Below are 14,609 nucleotides of genomic sequence, written 5' to 3' on the forward strand. Positions count from 1 at the left end.
CTTTATCATCATTTCACAAACGTTCTTAAAAATTCGGTACTACCCCAATATAGTTAGTTTCCCAAGCGGGGATGTAAGGCTGATGACGCAGATAAAAAACATAATTGGGATTGATTCTTTTAACCGCCAAGGGCAGAGACCATAGATCCTCATTGCGGTGATAAGCGCTGAGCAAAAGCTTGGGTCCGTAAGTGCGAATGGTATCTTGAGCTCCGGTCAGAGCTTTCTCTTCACTTCCTTCCACATCCAACTTGATGTAGGTTGCTGGATTTCCTTGTAAAAGACTATCCACACTGATAGCCGAAATTTTATTTCCACCCTGCTCCACTCGGGAATTGCGCCCTGCTTTTCCGAGAAAAGAGATTTCCCCAGCCTGATTCCAGATACCTGCATGGACTGCCTCAATATGATCAATTCCTAACGATTCAATGGTCTTGCACAGTTTTCGATAATTTTTTTCGTCAGGCTCTACCGCATAGATTTTTTTATATTCAGGAGCCCAATTTAGAAACTCCCGAAGGGTATCGCCGTCGTAGGCACCTAGATCGACATAAATTTCATCACGGCCCAGACAAAGAAGATTTTGATAGATTTCCTTTACCGGTGTTTCTACCTCTGCCAAAAGCTGAATATCTCCCGTAGCCTTAAAACGCAAGACATTTTCAAAGACTCGTTTTGACTGATCGTCCATCAACATTTCATAAACCTGTTGGATCTCTTCCTCATGAGCGGCGGCAAATTCTGGAGTAAACAGTCCTTCCCCTGCCACTGGAACATCAGGCGCTACCACCTCATATCGCTGAGATAACTGCTGCAAACGAAGAAGCATTTGAGGATGATGAACACCGAAAGCTACTACGATAAATAAATCATCATATATCTCTTCCAGCTCCGACAACCTTTTCACCTTATATCCTGCAAAACTATGTCCACGCACAAATTCATCACTGGCAAATATTTCAGCTACCGGAATCTGCTTTTGTTGGCAGACATCCAGAATCATCTGAGCACCGTTTCCCATGCCATACAGCGCAATGGGCTTTTTTGTTTTTTTCATCCGATCCCATACACCGGTTACATCCTTCCAGTTAGGGAGCATCTTGTCACCTCCAAACAAACAGCGCCCGCGCAACAATGCAGCGGGCGCTGTATCTCCATACAACTCTTTACCTTAATCTCTATTCTTCGATCTTTTCATCGGCATATTTGCTATCGTAAGCATTTGAAGTTCCTGCCGCCGTCTGGAATCCTTTGACCGCAGCCGATGCCTTGTTCAATGGGATAATCGTGCCAGCGCCACCTACGCAGCCACCTGGGCACGCCATACCTTCCAGCAGATATCCGTTTCGTTTACCCGCCTTGGCAATCTGGAGCATCTTCTTACAGTTGCGCAGACCCTCTGCCCGGTCGACTTTTACCTCTACATCAGGATATTTGGTCTTGATGCAATTGGCAATAGCATCCGCCACGCCGCCAGCCACGGCATAACCACGTCCCGCGCCGGTAGCATCCTGCAAGGGTTCATCTTCAATGCTGCCAAAGTCAATGCCTTTCGCGACAAACATTCCCATTAATTCTTCAAAGGTGATAACAAAGTCTACATCGCTTCGTACCGTCCGTCTGGATGCCTCCAGCTTCTTAGCCGCACATGGGCCAATGAATACCACTCTGGCGTTCGGATGCTCTTTCTTGATGATCCTAGCCGTGTCAACCATAGGTGTCAGTGCTTCAGAAACACAGCCCGCCAGCTCCGGGAAATTATTTTTTGCCATTACGGACCAAGAAGGACAACAGGACGTGGCCAAAAACGGCAAATCCTTCCCCACATGGTTCACATAGTGGTCCGCCTCTGCCATAGCACTGACATCTGCGCCGGCAGCTACTTCATAAACTTCAGAAAATCCTAGCACTTTCAGTGCTTCTTTCATTTTTTCTGGAGTTGCCATAGGTCCAAATTGTCCAACAAAAGCAGGGGCAATAGCAGCTATAATCTCCTGGCCATCCATAATCGCGCGGATCAGCTGATAAATCTGGGATTTATCGGCAATCGCTCCAAAGGGACAATTGACAATACACATTCCACAGGAAACGCATTTATCATAGTTGATCTTTGCCCGTCCCAAATAATCGCTTTCAATGGCGTCGACGCCGCAGGCCGCAGCGCAAGGACGATCATATTTAACAATGGCACTATAGGGGCACACATCCTTGCATCGACCGCACCGTACGCACTTATCCTGATCAATATGTGATTTTCCGTTTTCAAAAGATACTGCCTTTACCGGGCAGACACTAACACAGGGATGCGCCAAACATCCGCGGCAGTTATCGGTTACCATGAGGGAATTTTCTGGACATGCGTTACAGGCAAAGGGAATAACATTCACCAGCGGCGGTTCGTAATATTTTTCCGGCTTAGCGCATTCCTCAATTCCTTTTGCTACCGGCATGTGCTCATCTACTTTACGCAGAGAAAGGCCCATGGCCAAGCGCAGGCGCTCACCGATAATAGCCCTTTCCTTGAAAATGCTGTCGCGATAAGTCGCCACCTCACCCTTAATAATCCGATAAGGAATTTCCTCAAAGGCCGCATATTCCTCATTGTTATAAGCAAACTCAGCAATCTGGGCGAATACCTGACGCCGTAATTTTGTTACCGGTGTATAAATTCCGCGCACTTAATGCTTCACATCCTTCGCTTTTAATGAAATGATCTTTTCCATGACAGTCTGGCTGTTGGCGCAGACCAATCTGTCACCGTTAACCACTACCACAGGGGAGTCACTTCCATGTTTTGGATCTCCAATACAACTTTTGGTAATCACCTGCACCTGAGTATTCAATCTCAACTGGGTTTTCAGCTTTTTCAAGCTCTCAATGGCCTCAATGATGTCCATTGCCCCCATCATGACACACTCTGGACATACGCACACTTCCACAATCAACCTTTTCATCCGGGCAAAACGCCACCTTTCCTTATTCCTCCATGGTTTGTTCCAAATATTTCAGAACAATACACAAATTTTCTTATTAAAAATTGTCTACATTTTAACAATTAATTTTATTATATCCTATAAAAAGAGATCGTGTCAAGGCGTGGCCAGGAGTTTCCATCTGTTTTTTCCATCTTTGTTCATTGTTCCTAGGATTGTCCTCTTTCTTTGTACAGTCTTCCCTTTCATAAAGATTGCACCAAAGATTTCCCAGCCTTTTTATGCGTTTCTCATCTTGTTATTCTCCCCTTTTTTCATGTATACTAGAGATAATATGGAATTCGTTTCGTTTTTAACAATTTTATGTAGTAATTCATGAAGAAGGGATGGAGAAGTTATGGTCGTCGTCAGTGTCTGTGTAGGCAGTTCCTGTCATATGAAGGGCTCCTATCAAGTGATCAAAACTTTTCAAGAATTGATCAAAAAAAATCAATTGGAAGATGTCATTGAGCTGAAAGCCTCTTTCTGTATGGGCCGTTGCCTTTCCGGCATCTCGGTAATGGTCAACGACACTCCTGTCCAGAATGTTGGTTTCGTCAATGCGGAAAATGTCTTTTATGAACATGTCTTTCCCCTAGCACAGGCTGAGAAAGCAGGGGAATAAAAGGAAAGAGAGGTTATATTAATGGGAGTTATTGAGCTGAATATCGGTAATTGTCACAACTGTTATAAATGCATCCGGGAATGTCCTGTGAAGGCCATTGCTTTTAAGGATGGGAAAGCCACTATTATTGACGATGAATGTATTTTATGCGGTAACTGTGTCCAGTGCTGTCCCCAAAATGCTAAATTTATCAAAAGCGATCATCACTATGTCCAAGAAATGATTGCCCAAGGGAAACGAGTCTATGCTACCGTCGCGCCTTCCTGGCCGGGGTTCTTCGGCACAGATGACTTCTCCGAACTTTCGGCTGCACTAAAGAAGCTAGGCTTTGCCGGAGTAGAAGAAACAGCCATCGGCGCCAATGAAACCAGCAGAGAGTACGCCGCTCTGATGGAAAACGGACAGATGAAAAATATTATTGCCACCGCATGCTCCTCTGTGGTCATGCTGATAGAGCGGTATTATCCGGAGCTGATTAAAAATCTGGCCCCTGTCTCCTCCCCCATGATGGCTCATGCCAAGCTGATGCGTGAAACTTACGGAGATATCAAGGTAGCTTTCATCGGGCCTTGCCTTTCCAAAAAAAATGAAGCCTCTGATCCATTGGCCGGCGGCTTTGTGAACTACGCTCTAACCTTTGCTGGCATCCAAAAGTGGATGGACAGCGCTGGCGTTTCCATGGATGTCCAGGACAGTGAAGCCACCGGTGTGAGCAATCCAGTTTCTCGTCTTTATCCCAAAACTACAGGTATTCTCAAGACCATTCCCGACGAAAAATTTCACCATTATCGGCCTGTTGCTGTCGATGGCATCAGCCGTTGTATGGAGGTTTTCGATGCCATCCGCGATGGTCTAGTAGAGGGTCTGTTTGTTGAGGCCAATATCTGCCCGGGCGGATGTATTGGCGGTCCTATTATGCGGATGGGTCACAAGAGCCTGCTGGTCACTGAAACAATGATTGACGATGCCCCCATGCCCCAGGATGAAAATCCTGCCCCCACCTCTACCATCGAATTCCCACATCCCCGTGTCTTTACCAACCGTTCTGTCCGGCGAGATATGCCGACAGAAGAAGAGATTAGAGCTATTCTTGCAAAAATCGGTAAGCTGACGCCAGAGGATGAGCTAAATTGTGGCAGCTGTGGCTATCATTCATGTCGTGAAAAAGCGGTTGCAGTTTTCCAGGGTAAAGCGGATATTAATATGTGTCTTCCCTTCTTCCGCGAGAGGGCAGAAAATATGTCCAGCACCATTACGGAGCATTCCCCCAACGCTATTTTGGCGCTGGATGAGGATCTGAATGTGCAGGACATCAACCCCATGGCAGAGGATATTTATCAAGTAAATCGTGGGGAAATTCTGGGCTATCCTATTCCCGCCTTTTATGGTGAGCCCGATTTCGACACCGCTAAAAGTGAAGGAAAGGCTGTCACCAAGAAAGTACATGTAGATGAATCCGATAAAACAGTAGAACAAACCATCCTTTATATTAAAGAACATAGTATGTATTTGGTCTTCGTCAAGGATATCTCTGAAGAAGAGCAGCATAAAAAACAGATGGAGTCTCTCCGCGATTCCACCGTGGACATTGCACAAAAAGTCATTGTCAAACAGATGAGGGTCGCTCAGGAGATTGCAAGCCTGCTGGGTGAAACCACCGCAGAAACTAAGGTGGCGCTGACCAATCTGAAAAAATCCATGTCTGAACTTTCCGAGCTATGAGTGTGAACTTCGCCAGAGGAAACGCCCTAGATAGAATTGAAAGGTTCTTTCCGGCCTTTTTCAATGATTAGAAACGGAGGTTCACCATGGAATTATATATTGACGCTGTTTATGAAAGCCTACATAAATATGGCGAAGAATTATGTGGAGATAAAGTAGAATTTGTCCGTACTGATGATTATTTTTTGGCTGTGTTGGCCGATGGCTTAGGAAGCGGTGTAAAAGCCAATATTCTCTCTACCCTGACCAGCAAAATTATTGCCACTATGTTTGCAAGTGGCGCAGATTTAGAAGAAACTCTGGAAACTATCGCCAGTACTTTACCTGTCTGTAGTGAGCGTGGGCTTGCATATTCTACCTTTACGATCATTCGTGTCGGTCGGGATGGTAAAGTGTATACCGCTGAGTTTGACAATCCTGACCTACTCTATTTTCACAAAAATGTTCTCACCCCTATTCCCCGTGAAACAGTAGAAATTGGTGGAAAGATCATTCATATCAGCCAATTTGAGGCTGAAAGTTCCGACATGATCATCACTTTTTCTGATGGTGTAGTTCATGCGGGAGTTGGACGTCTGCTGGACCTAGGCTGGCAATATGAGAATATTGTCAACTATGTGGTAGAAAATCTGGAACCCGGCATGTCCCCTCGTGTTATTACCAAAAAACTACTTGCCGCTGTTAACACCCTTTACATGCAGAAATGTGGCGACGATTCCACCGTCTGTGCCCTGGCACTGAAGCCTAACCGGCCTGCTACAATAATGGTCGGCCCCCCTGTTAATAATGAGATGGACAAAATTGTCGTAGACAAACTGATGTATTCCAAGGGGCTCAAGGTAGTCTGCGGCGGTACCACATCCCAGATTGTCAGCCGGATTACCGGCCGTGAACTTAAGGTGCAAATCGACTATGAAAATCCTGCCGTTCCCCCAATCGCCACACTCCCTGGGGTAGATCTGGTTACAGAAGGTGTTCTGACCCTAGGTAAGGCGCTGGAGATTATCAAGGGAATCAACGATGCTGGAGTGGAAAACACAGAAGCCTACACACTCAATAAAAAAGATGGTGCTACCAAACTGACCCGTCTTCTTTTAGAGGATGCCACCGAGGTTCGCTTCTTGGTTGGACGGGCTCTCAATCCGGCACATCAAAATCCAGGTATGCCTGTATCTCTCGGTCTTAAACTTAACCTAATTAAAGAACTTGCAGCCGAACTGGAACGCACAGGAAAAAAGGTTTCTGTAGAATACTTTTAATCTTTATCCTGTTTTCGTAATACTTCGAAAAACGGCACGCTGCCCTGTCATGGATGCGGCGTGCCGTTTCTTCGGCAAAAAATAAAAAAATCAAATATTATGCAATAAATCGCAATATTTTTCCCACTAAAAAAATGGACACCCTTTCCGGAAGGTGGTGGAACATATGACGATCGATATACGTGTCGTCGAAGAAGCGCGGTTGGGAGATCAGGAGGCCTTTACTCGCCTTTACGAGCAAGTCTATGCCGATTTATACAAAACTGCTCTGTTTATACTGGGTAGTCGGTCAGATGCGGAGGACGCGGTATCCGAAACCTTCTTAGATGCCTATCGGGGCATCCGAAAGCTCAAGGAACCATCAGCCTTTAAATCCTGGATTTTCAAAATTCTACAGGCTCGCTGCAACAGGAAAATTGCTCTCAACTATAAGCTTCGCAATCATTTTAACCTCGAAGATTTTGCCCTATCCGACACCAGCTTATGCTACAATCAAAACTCAGATGACAAACTGGTACTGATGAACGCTTTGTACTGCCTTAATTATCACGAGCGCTCTATTGTTGTCCTCAGCGTCATCCAGGGGTACAAAATCAGAGAGATTGCAGAAATTCTTAAAATGCCACAGGGAACGGTCTCCTCAAAACTGCACCGCTGCCTAGAAAAACTGAAAAAAACTATCGAAAGGGGTGAGTATTGTGAAGTACAAAAATAACGGCTCACATGGGGATGATATGCTTCGCTTACAAAAGCTCCTACAGGACATTGACCGTGATATTCCAATTCCCGACAAGGTCCAACCCAGCGAAATGCAAAAACTCTTTTCTTTGCCGCTAAAGAAAAAGCCTATCAGCAAGTACATCGCCATCGCCGCCAGCCTAATTCTGGTTCTAGGATGCGTGGTCAGTATCTCCATGTATGCGGGCGCCAAACTCGCCACCACTGATTTTACCGCCGCAGACCAAGGGAACGCTTTTTCTTCCACCGCCACTGCTGATGCCGCAAGTCCTGAAACCGCTGTGGTCTCCGATCTGGATTCTTCTCTGGCTGACCGAGAACTTACAGAACTAAAGGCTAAGGATTATGAGGAAATCGCAGAGGTTCTAGCTCCCTTTGAAGAAAGCGGTTTTCTTGGCGGAAGCGATGGAGGTACGGCACAAAATATCAACCCACCTACCGCAGGAGCTGGTAACGAAAACGGGGCTGACTCATCCAGTGAAATCAAGCCCAATCCCAACACAGCCGGCGGGGATACAGACGAAAAGCTAGCCCGCGATCAAACCAATACTCAGGTAGATGGGGTCAGCGAAGCGGATATTGTCAAAACCGATGGGGATTACATTTACTATTCGACTACTGACACCATTGACATTGTCCTCATGGGAGAAGACGGCGACATGGAACATGTGGCCAAAATCAAGGATCAGGAATTCTGTTATACCTTAGATCTATTCCTCCATGAGAGCAAACTGGTGGTCCTTGCCTCTTCCAATACTGGATTAGACAGTCAGAGGAAGATGGCGGCAGATTCTAGCGGAGAATCCAGAAGTTCTGTAAAAATTACCATCTATGATGTCTCGGATCCTTCTTCCCCCCAAGTGGACCGCGTTCTTACACAAGAAGGAGATTATAAGGATGCGCGGATGATCGGTTCACAGCTCTATGTCGTCTCCCAGGATTTCATGTATCTTCAAGAAACGAATCAAGCAGAACCTTCCTCCTTTATCCCCTCAATTTCGGACAGCAGCAACACTTCCCTGCAAATGCTCTCCGCAGACTCCATATATCTGCTTCCCCAGATAGAGGCATCCTGTTATAATATTATCTCCGCAGTGGATGTCACGGACACCAGCAGTGTTTTCAATACGAAAGCTATTTTGGGCAGTTCCAGCCAGATGTATGTTTCTACTAACAGCATGTATCTAGTCAGCGAGAGCTACGACAATGTATCCATGATCTCCTATTCCAATATTTATAAGGTAGAGCTTTCCGGTAGTGAAATCGCTCTCACCGCCTCCGGTCGGGTCAAAGGAAGTGTGCTCAACCAATTCTCTATGGATGAATATGACGGCTACTTCCGGATTGCTACCCAGCTTTATGACGCGCGGAATAATAGAACTACCAACAATCTCTATGTCCTCGATGAAAATCTCAGCCTATTCTCCTACTTGGAGAATATAGCGGAGGGCGAGGAAATCAAGTCTGTGCGTTTTATGGGGAATAAGGTCTATCTTGTTACCTTCCGTCAGGTTGACCCACTTTTCGCCATTGATCTTTCCGATCCCAGTCAACCTGTCATTTTAGGCCAGCTGAAAATCCCCGGATTTTCAACCTATATGCATCCGATTTCCGATGATCTTATTGTGGGGTTAGGCTATGACACGCAAGAGGTGGATGACGGATATGGCAATACCTTTACCGTTACCGGCGGCATCAAACTTTCCCTGTTTGATGTTTCTGATATGGAAAACCCAACCGAAATCAATCATATCATTGTAGGAGATGTCGGTAGCGATAGCCCCGCATTGTATGATCACAAGGCTTTCCTTTATTATGAAGAAAAAGGGATCATTGGTATTCCCGCCACCTTGACTCAAAATCTTACTCCCAATGCCGGCTATTATGATGCTCAATATGAAAATGTGTTCAATGGATACCTTCTCTTCCAAATTTCTGATGGAAAACTGACCGAATTAGGACGGATTACCCATCAAAGTGAGGAAGCACAACAGGATCTCACACAGCTCTTGGATCAATCTCTCAGCATTCGTCGCGGGGTCTATCGAGGAAACTATATTTACACAATCTCTGATCTCAAAATCAAGTCAACTGGGCTCAATGATATGAAGGACGTCAAGGAAGTCTCTATCGGATAGTAAGTTCTCACCTTCCCATATTTCATTTGCGGGACAGGAAAATATCCTGCCCCGCCTTTTTTGTCGAGATTTTCTATTGCTCCCCTTCATTTGCGAAATTGAGAAAACAGATAGTCCATGGGGATGAAGGCGAATAAGTAATTTTCTCAAAAACTCGTCTGGAGTAAATCAATCACCTTCCCACTTGGCGATAGATTAATGTCTTATACCAATATGTGAGACTGTCAGGTTTTCCCCTTTCTTTTTCAATGAGTTTCGTGTAAAATATATGACAAGAGTTAGTGCAAAGGCGGGTGATGCTCATGAAACTTCACGGATTTTCTGCCGGTGTAGAGCCGGGAGGATTACACGAGGATTACGAGATAAAAATTCTCATTTGCTATCTTCTTTCCGCACTTAAGGATCCTCTGTCAAAATCTCAGATGAACGAGGTGCTAACCGGAAATGGTCTGGTGAACTATTTTCAATTTGCCGATGCCTTGGAAGAGCTTGTACAGGATGGGCATATTGAAGTCATTGAAGAAATGCGGCCTGAAGGAGAGTTTTACCGTCTCCTTCCCAAGGGAAAGATGACAGCTTTGGAGTTCGAGCGTTCATTGCCTCTTACTGTACGGGAAAAATCAGTGAACAGCGCGCTACAGATACAAAAAAAGGCCCGGCTTCGTTCTCAAAATAAGGCAGAAATTGAGAAAACAAAAGATGGCTATATCGTCACCTGCCTCATGAAGGATATTGGATCTGATCTATTACGACTAAGTTTATTTGTGCCCACCAAGGAGCAGGCTGAGCGGGTGAAAGAGCGCTTTTTGGATGATCCGGAGATTCTCTATCGAAGCGTGTTGGATTCATTGCGATGACATAGTCTGTGAAAAACATGAAAAATGGCATAAGCTCTAGGGCTTATGCCATTTTTCATGTTTTTCACACTTTATCATGCATTCTCTGCATCTGCATTTTGCTCACCAATATGATTGATTTGCCCCATAATAAATGGGACTACATCATCAGGTTTAATTTTTAACACATAGGCAAATTCACCATGCAGGATTCGTTCCGCCTCTTTCATCGCCTTTTCATCGGCTACATGAAACTTCTTCCCCTCCTGCTTCTTTTCTTGCTTTTTATAGTAGAGGGTTTTGATAAGCTGTACCAGCTCTTTATGATCTCCTCTTCTGATAATTTCCCCATATTTTTCCTTCCGAAGCTGCTCATTTTCAATCCACTTTGTTTGTGCATCCGGCATAGCCTCAATCAGCTGATGGATTTCTCCGATAGAAAGGATCTTTCGCATTTTGTCTTCTCCACTCTCAACAGGGCAATAAAAGGTAGAATTTTTATCCTGTACCGGCTTGAGCACATAATAGAGCTTGGCGTCCCTGTCAAATTTTTCTGATCGGATGTCAACAATTTGGCACACTCCGTAGCTACCATACATGACAGAATCTTCGACATGAAACATTTTCTTTACCTCCATAAAAACGCACAACTTGTTGATAACTGGACTTACGTTCGGTCATCGACAAACTGCACGTTATATATAGATTATAACATTTTTGCTAGAAAAATGTTATAGGAAGAATGTATAAAAATGTCCATATTGTTTGTTTTTACATTAGCTCTTTATCAATAAAGGGAGAAACTGCCAGACACAGTTTCTCCCTTTATGAATTACTTTATTGATGTTGATTATTCCTGATATCCACACGTTTGATCTTCCCGCTGATGGTCTTGGGAAGTTCTTCGACAAATTCAACAATACGCGGATATTTATAGGGTGCTGTCTGTTTCTTCACATATTGCTGTAGCTCCTTCACCAATGCGTCCGAGGGCTGATAGTTCTTGGTAAGAACAATGGTTGCCTTTACCACCTGGCCACGTACTGGGTCAGGCGCTCCAGTGATGGCACATTCCAAAACTGCGGGGTGCTCCATTAGAACACTTTCAATTTCAAAAGGCCCGATGCGGTAGCCAGACGCTTTGATTACATCATCGGTTCTACCCACATACCAGTAAAATCCGTCCTCGTCTTTCCACGCTGTATCTCCAGTGTGATAGAGGCCATCATGCCAGGATTCTCTGGTCTTTTCCTCGTTTCGGTAATAGCTGCAGAAAAGGCCAGGCTGTTTTTTACCTTCCTCGGTGATTACACAGATCTCTCCAACTTCACCAGGTGCCACTGTATTCCCATCCTCGTCGAAAAGATCAACACGATACAGTGGCGAAGGCTTACCCATAGAACCAGGTTTTGGCTCTGTGCCATAGAGATTCGCCAAAAGCAATGTCGTTTCTGTCTGGCCAAACCCTTCCATCAATTTTAGTCCGGTATACTCATAGAAGCGATTATAAACCTCTGGATTGAGTGCTTCTCCAGCCGTTGTCGCATAGCGCAAACTGGAAAGATCATAGTTGCCCATTCCCTCTTTGATAAAGAAACGATAAATAGTCGGAGGAGCGCAGAAGGTAGTAATACGATATTTTTCAATCATATGCAGCAGGTCGGCAGGTACAAATTTTCCGTCAAAATCATAGACAAAAATGCAACTAGCGGCAAACCATTGGCCATACAGTTTTCCCCAAACAGCTTTTCCCCACCCTGTTTCTGAGACAGTCAAATGGAGATCATCCGAATGGATATTGTGCCAATGTTTTGCTGTGATGATATGGCCCAATGCATAATAATGGTCGTGGATGACCATCTTGGGATATCCTGTGGTGCCAGAAGTAAAATACAACAGCATATAATCTGTGACCTTCGTGGGTACACGATCAAAATGCTCATCCGCCTTTTCTACTTCCTCATCAAAATTAAACCAGCCTTCACGCTCTCCGTTAGCTACGAATTTCACCTGCATACCATGATACTGCTGACATGCCTCATCTACATATTTGGTAACATCCCCATGGGCTGTAGCAACAATGGCTTTGATATCCGCTGCGTCAAAACGGTAGATTAGATCTTTCGTGGTCAACAGGTTGGTCGCCGGGATTGTTACAGCGCCGATCTTATGCAGTGCAAGAATGGCAATCCAAAATTGATAGTGACGTTTGAGGATGAGCATTACCATGTCGCCTTTTTTGATACCATGCTCTGTAAACATGTTTGCCGCCTTGTCACTCAGGCGTTTGAGATCCGCAAAAGTAAATATTTTTTCTGCCCCGGCATCATCACACCAGATCATTGCACGGCGATTCGGATCCAGCCGGGCAATCTCGTCAATAACATCATAGCCAAAGTTGAAATTGTCTGCACAGGTGATTTCAAATTGATCCAGTACTCCATTTTCATCAAAATGTTCTTTGCAAAAGCGCTGATAAAATGTTTCCATATTTTCCATTTGCCTAATTCCTCCGAAGCATCAGTTTAATCTTGATTATCATCTTTTTTCAGGACTACAGCCAAAAAGACACACTCTTTTCCGCCGGTGGCAATCATACCATGGCCGTGGCCGGAATCGTAATAAATTGCGTCTCCTTCGTGAAGGATTTCAATGTGGTCCTCCATCGCCACCTTCAAGCTGCCACTGAGGATGTAGTCAAATTCCTGCCCCTCATGGGTCGAAAGCTTGATTGGCTGATTCTGTTCCTCCTCAAAATAAGGTGCTGTAACCACAAAAGGCTCTGCAACCTTAGCCCGGAACCGGGGCGCCATATGCTGATAGAGAAATCCCTTTCTCCGTTTAATTGGCAGTCCCTTTCCCTTCCTTACAATACTATAGAAAGAAAGTTTTGGACCGTCTCCAGTGAGAATCTCCACAATGTCTACGCCAAACATTTCGGCACATTTATACAGAAAGGTGAAAGAAAAATCAGATTTTCCTTCTTCCATCTCGCTGTATTCCTGGACAGAGACCCCAGTCCCGGCTGCCATTTCCTCAAGGGAAAAGCCCATAATATCTCGTAAGGTCCTTATTCTCTCTGCAATTTCAATGATCTGAGTTTCCATGGAATCGCTCCCCTTTGCTCATAATTTTAGAATGGTTTATAGACAAAAATAAAAAGCTCGTCCCAATCAAATTGATTGGGACGAGCTTATAAACAAAACCCGCGGTACCACCCAAATTGCATCTATTGATGCCACTTAGCAGGATTCTAACAAATCCCCGACCTTAACGCAGTCATACGGAAGAGCCCTACTTGAAAACGTTCAGGCCTCAGCTCAGAAGTGATCTCCCTTCTCCACCTTTACCGGTTTACACCACCCACCGGCTCTCTGTAAAAGGCTACGGCGAAAGGCCGCCTTCCTCATCGCTTTTGCTTTATTGTTCCCTATCATATCCCAAGTTTTCAGCTTTGTCAAGAGAGTTTTTTTAAAAAATTTGGATAGATCTGCTAGGAACACATTTCTTTCATTGTGCGTTTTGTGTTAAACTTCAATCAATAAAATCGATAATTTCCTCTGGTGCATGGACAATGGCATCAGCGCCGTTTTCCAAAAGTTCCGCTTCACCGCGAAATCCCCATGCTACTCCAATGGTCAGCAGCCCTGCATTTTTCCCCGTCTGCATATCAACACCAGAATCGCCCACATAAATAGTATCTTCCGGCGCTATATCCACCTGACCCAGTGCCTCAAAAACAGCGGCTGGATCCGGTTTTTTTGGCACATGATCCCTCTGTCCCAAAATAACGTCGAAAATGCCGGGAAAGATGTTTTGTATTAGCTGTACCACAAAGTTATGGGCCTTATTTGAAATGACAATCATCTTTACTCCCTTGTTCTTAAGGGTGTCCAGCATCTCAGAAATACCGTCATATGGTTTTGTAAAATCTACAGTATGGGCTTCATAATAGGCATCAAATGCCGCTTTTACTTTCGCCCGTGTCTCCTCATCCTGAGCATCCTCAGGAAGAATCCTTTTTACCAGATTATAGACGCCGTTTCCCACAAACATCTTGTACGCTTCTACCTGGTGCGTCGGATAGCCATATGTTTCCAGCGCATGGTTACAAGCAACAGCAAGGTCTGTCAACGTGTTTAATAGTGTGCCATCCAGGTCAAATATGGCAGCTTTTTTCACCGTAATATCCCCCATCTAAAAAAAGATTCTTTTTTCGTCAGATTTACTATTTTTATTATAAATTATTTCTTCATTCTGTCAAGAAAAAGTCCTTTTATCTCAACATTTTGACCAAAGTGTTGGATTTTTTTTGTTCT

The 14,609-nt window shown here is 44.7% G+C and carries 13 protein-coding genes and 1 other annotated feature; of the genes, 6 read left to right on the top strand and 7 right to left on the bottom strand.

The features are described 5' to 3' along the window. Positions 1-25 precede the first annotated feature (25 nt). The 3 genes from WGC32_RS03875 to WGC32_RS03885 all read right to left on the bottom strand — a co-directional run bounded on the left by WGC32_RS03875 (position 26) and on the right by WGC32_RS03885 (position 2,954). Entirely contained in the window at positions 26-1,099 is a 1,074-nt protein-coding gene (locus WGC32_RS03875; RefSeq protein WP_342680742.1) for an FkbM family methyltransferase, read from the bottom strand. A gap of 79 nt (positions 1,100-1,178) precedes the next feature. Beyond that, a complete protein-coding gene (locus tag WGC32_RS03880; RefSeq protein ID WP_191482250.1) occupies positions 1,179-2,678 on the bottom strand; it encodes a monomeric [FeFe] hydrogenase in 1,500 nt (499 codons plus the stop codon). Beyond that, on the bottom strand, positions 2,679-2,954 hold the full coding sequence (locus WGC32_RS03885) for a (2Fe-2S) ferredoxin domain-containing protein (RefSeq protein WP_342680743.1): 276 nt from the start codon (positions 2,952-2,954) through the stop codon (positions 2,679-2,681). Between the two features lie 376 nt (positions 2,955-3,330). Between WGC32_RS03885 and WGC32_RS03890 the strand changes: the two genes are divergently transcribed. The 6 genes from WGC32_RS03890 to WGC32_RS03915 all read left to right on the top strand — a co-directional run bounded on the left by WGC32_RS03890 (position 3,331) and on the right by WGC32_RS03915 (position 10,311). After that, complete coding sequence (locus tag WGC32_RS03890; protein ID WP_191482248.1) at positions 3,331-3,597, top strand: NAD(P)H-dependent oxidoreductase subunit E; 267 nt, start codon at positions 3,331-3,333, stop codon at positions 3,595-3,597. Positions 3,598-3,618: 21 nt separating this feature from the next. Beyond that, complete coding sequence (locus WGC32_RS03895; RefSeq protein ID WP_342680744.1) at positions 3,619-5,319, top strand: [Fe-Fe] hydrogenase large subunit C-terminal domain-containing protein; 1,701 nt, start codon at positions 3,619-3,621, stop codon at positions 5,317-5,319. Positions 5,320-5,405: 86 nt separating this feature from the next. Next, the gene (locus tag WGC32_RS03900; protein ID WP_191510438.1) at positions 5,406-6,578 is read left to right on the top strand and encodes a SpoIIE family protein phosphatase; all 1,173 of its coding nucleotides are present in this window, start codon (positions 5,406-5,408) and stop codon (positions 6,576-6,578) included. Positions 6,579-6,744: 166 nt separating this feature from the next. Continuing rightward, complete coding sequence (locus tag WGC32_RS03905) at positions 6,745-7,293, top strand: sigma-70 family RNA polymerase sigma factor (protein WP_191482245.1); 549 nt, start codon at positions 6,745-6,747, stop codon at positions 7,291-7,293. Beyond that, positions 7,277-9,454 carry a beta-propeller domain-containing protein gene (locus WGC32_RS03910; RefSeq protein ID WP_342680745.1) on the top strand — a complete coding sequence of 726 codons (2,178 nt, stop codon included), beginning with the start codon at positions 7,277-7,279 and terminating at the stop codon, positions 9,452-9,454. The genes WGC32_RS03905 and WGC32_RS03910 overlap by 17 nt, the downstream gene beginning before the upstream one ends. A gap of 302 nt (positions 9,455-9,756) precedes the next feature. After that, the gene (locus WGC32_RS03915; RefSeq protein WP_342680746.1) at positions 9,757-10,311 is read left to right on the top strand and encodes a DUF4364 family protein; all 555 of its coding nucleotides are present in this window, start codon (positions 9,757-9,759) and stop codon (positions 10,309-10,311) included. 74 nt (positions 10,312-10,385) lie between these two features. On the opposite strand, the gene WGC32_RS03920 is transcribed toward WGC32_RS03915, so the two are convergent. From WGC32_RS03920 to WGC32_RS03935, 4 genes are all read right to left on the bottom strand, one after another. Next, positions 10,386-10,913 carry a CarD family transcriptional regulator gene (locus WGC32_RS03920; protein ID WP_224771587.1) on the bottom strand — a complete coding sequence of 176 codons (528 nt, stop codon included), beginning with the start codon at positions 10,911-10,913 and terminating at the stop codon, positions 10,386-10,388. Between the two features lie 214 nt (positions 10,914-11,127). After that, positions 11,128-12,789, bottom strand: a complete 1,662-nt coding sequence (locus WGC32_RS03925) for an AMP-binding protein (protein WP_342680747.1) — start codon at positions 12,787-12,789, stop codon at positions 11,128-11,130. 26 nt (positions 12,790-12,815) lie between these two features. Further along, positions 12,816-13,397, bottom strand: coding sequence for a cupin domain-containing protein (locus WGC32_RS03930; protein ID WP_191510434.1), 582 nt, complete (start codon positions 13,395-13,397; stop codon positions 12,816-12,818). Positions 13,398-13,470: 73 nt separating this feature from the next. Further along, positions 13,471-13,709, bottom strand: a binding site (T-box leader). A 115-nt stretch (positions 13,710-13,824) separates the two neighbouring features. Beyond that, a complete protein-coding gene (locus WGC32_RS03935; protein ID WP_191482282.1) occupies positions 13,825-14,472 on the bottom strand; it encodes an HAD-IIIA family hydrolase in 648 nt (215 codons plus the stop codon). Positions 14,473-14,609 lie beyond the last annotated feature (137 nt).

This window comes from Zongyangia acetica, assembly GCF_038739695.1.
GTDB classification, from domain to species: Bacteria; Bacillota; Clostridia; order Oscillospirales; family Ruminococcaceae; genus Zongyangia; species Zongyangia gallinarum.

Bases quoted from the DNA above. Each gene is read 5' to 3' on its own strand.
- WGC32_RS03875 (WP_342680742.1), bottom strand. From the start codon at position 1,099: ATGCTCCCTAACTGGAAGGATGTAACCGGTGTATGGGATCGGATGAAA.
- WGC32_RS03885 (WP_342680743.1), bottom strand. From the start codon at position 2,954: ATGAAAAGGTTGATTGTGGAAGTGTGCGTATGTCCAGAGTGTGTCATG.
- WGC32_RS03890 (WP_191482248.1), top strand. From the start codon at position 3,331: ATGGTCGTCGTCAGTGTCTGTGTAGGCAGTTCCTGTCATATGAAGGGC.
- WGC32_RS03895 (WP_342680744.1), top strand. From the start codon at position 3,619: ATGGGAGTTATTGAGCTGAATATCGGTAATTGTCACAACTGTTATAAA.
- WGC32_RS03900 (WP_191510438.1), top strand. From the start codon at position 5,406: ATGGAATTATATATTGACGCTGTTTATGAAAGCCTACATAAATATGGC.
- WGC32_RS03905 (WP_191482245.1), top strand. From the start codon at position 6,745: ATGACGATCGATATACGTGTCGTCGAAGAAGCGCGGTTGGGAGATCAG.
- WGC32_RS03915 (WP_342680746.1), top strand. From the start codon at position 9,757: ATGAAACTTCACGGATTTTCTGCCGGTGTAGAGCCGGGAGGATTACAC.
- WGC32_RS03920 (WP_224771587.1), bottom strand. From the start codon at position 10,913: ATGTTTCATGTCGAAGATTCTGTCATGTATGGTAGCTACGGAGTGTGC.
- WGC32_RS03925 (WP_342680747.1), bottom strand. From the start codon at position 12,789: ATGGAAAATATGGAAACATTTTATCAGCGCTTTTGCAAAGAACATTTT.
- WGC32_RS03930 (WP_191510434.1), bottom strand. From the start codon at position 13,397: ATGGAAACTCAGATCATTGAAATTGCAGAGAGAATAAGGACCTTACGA.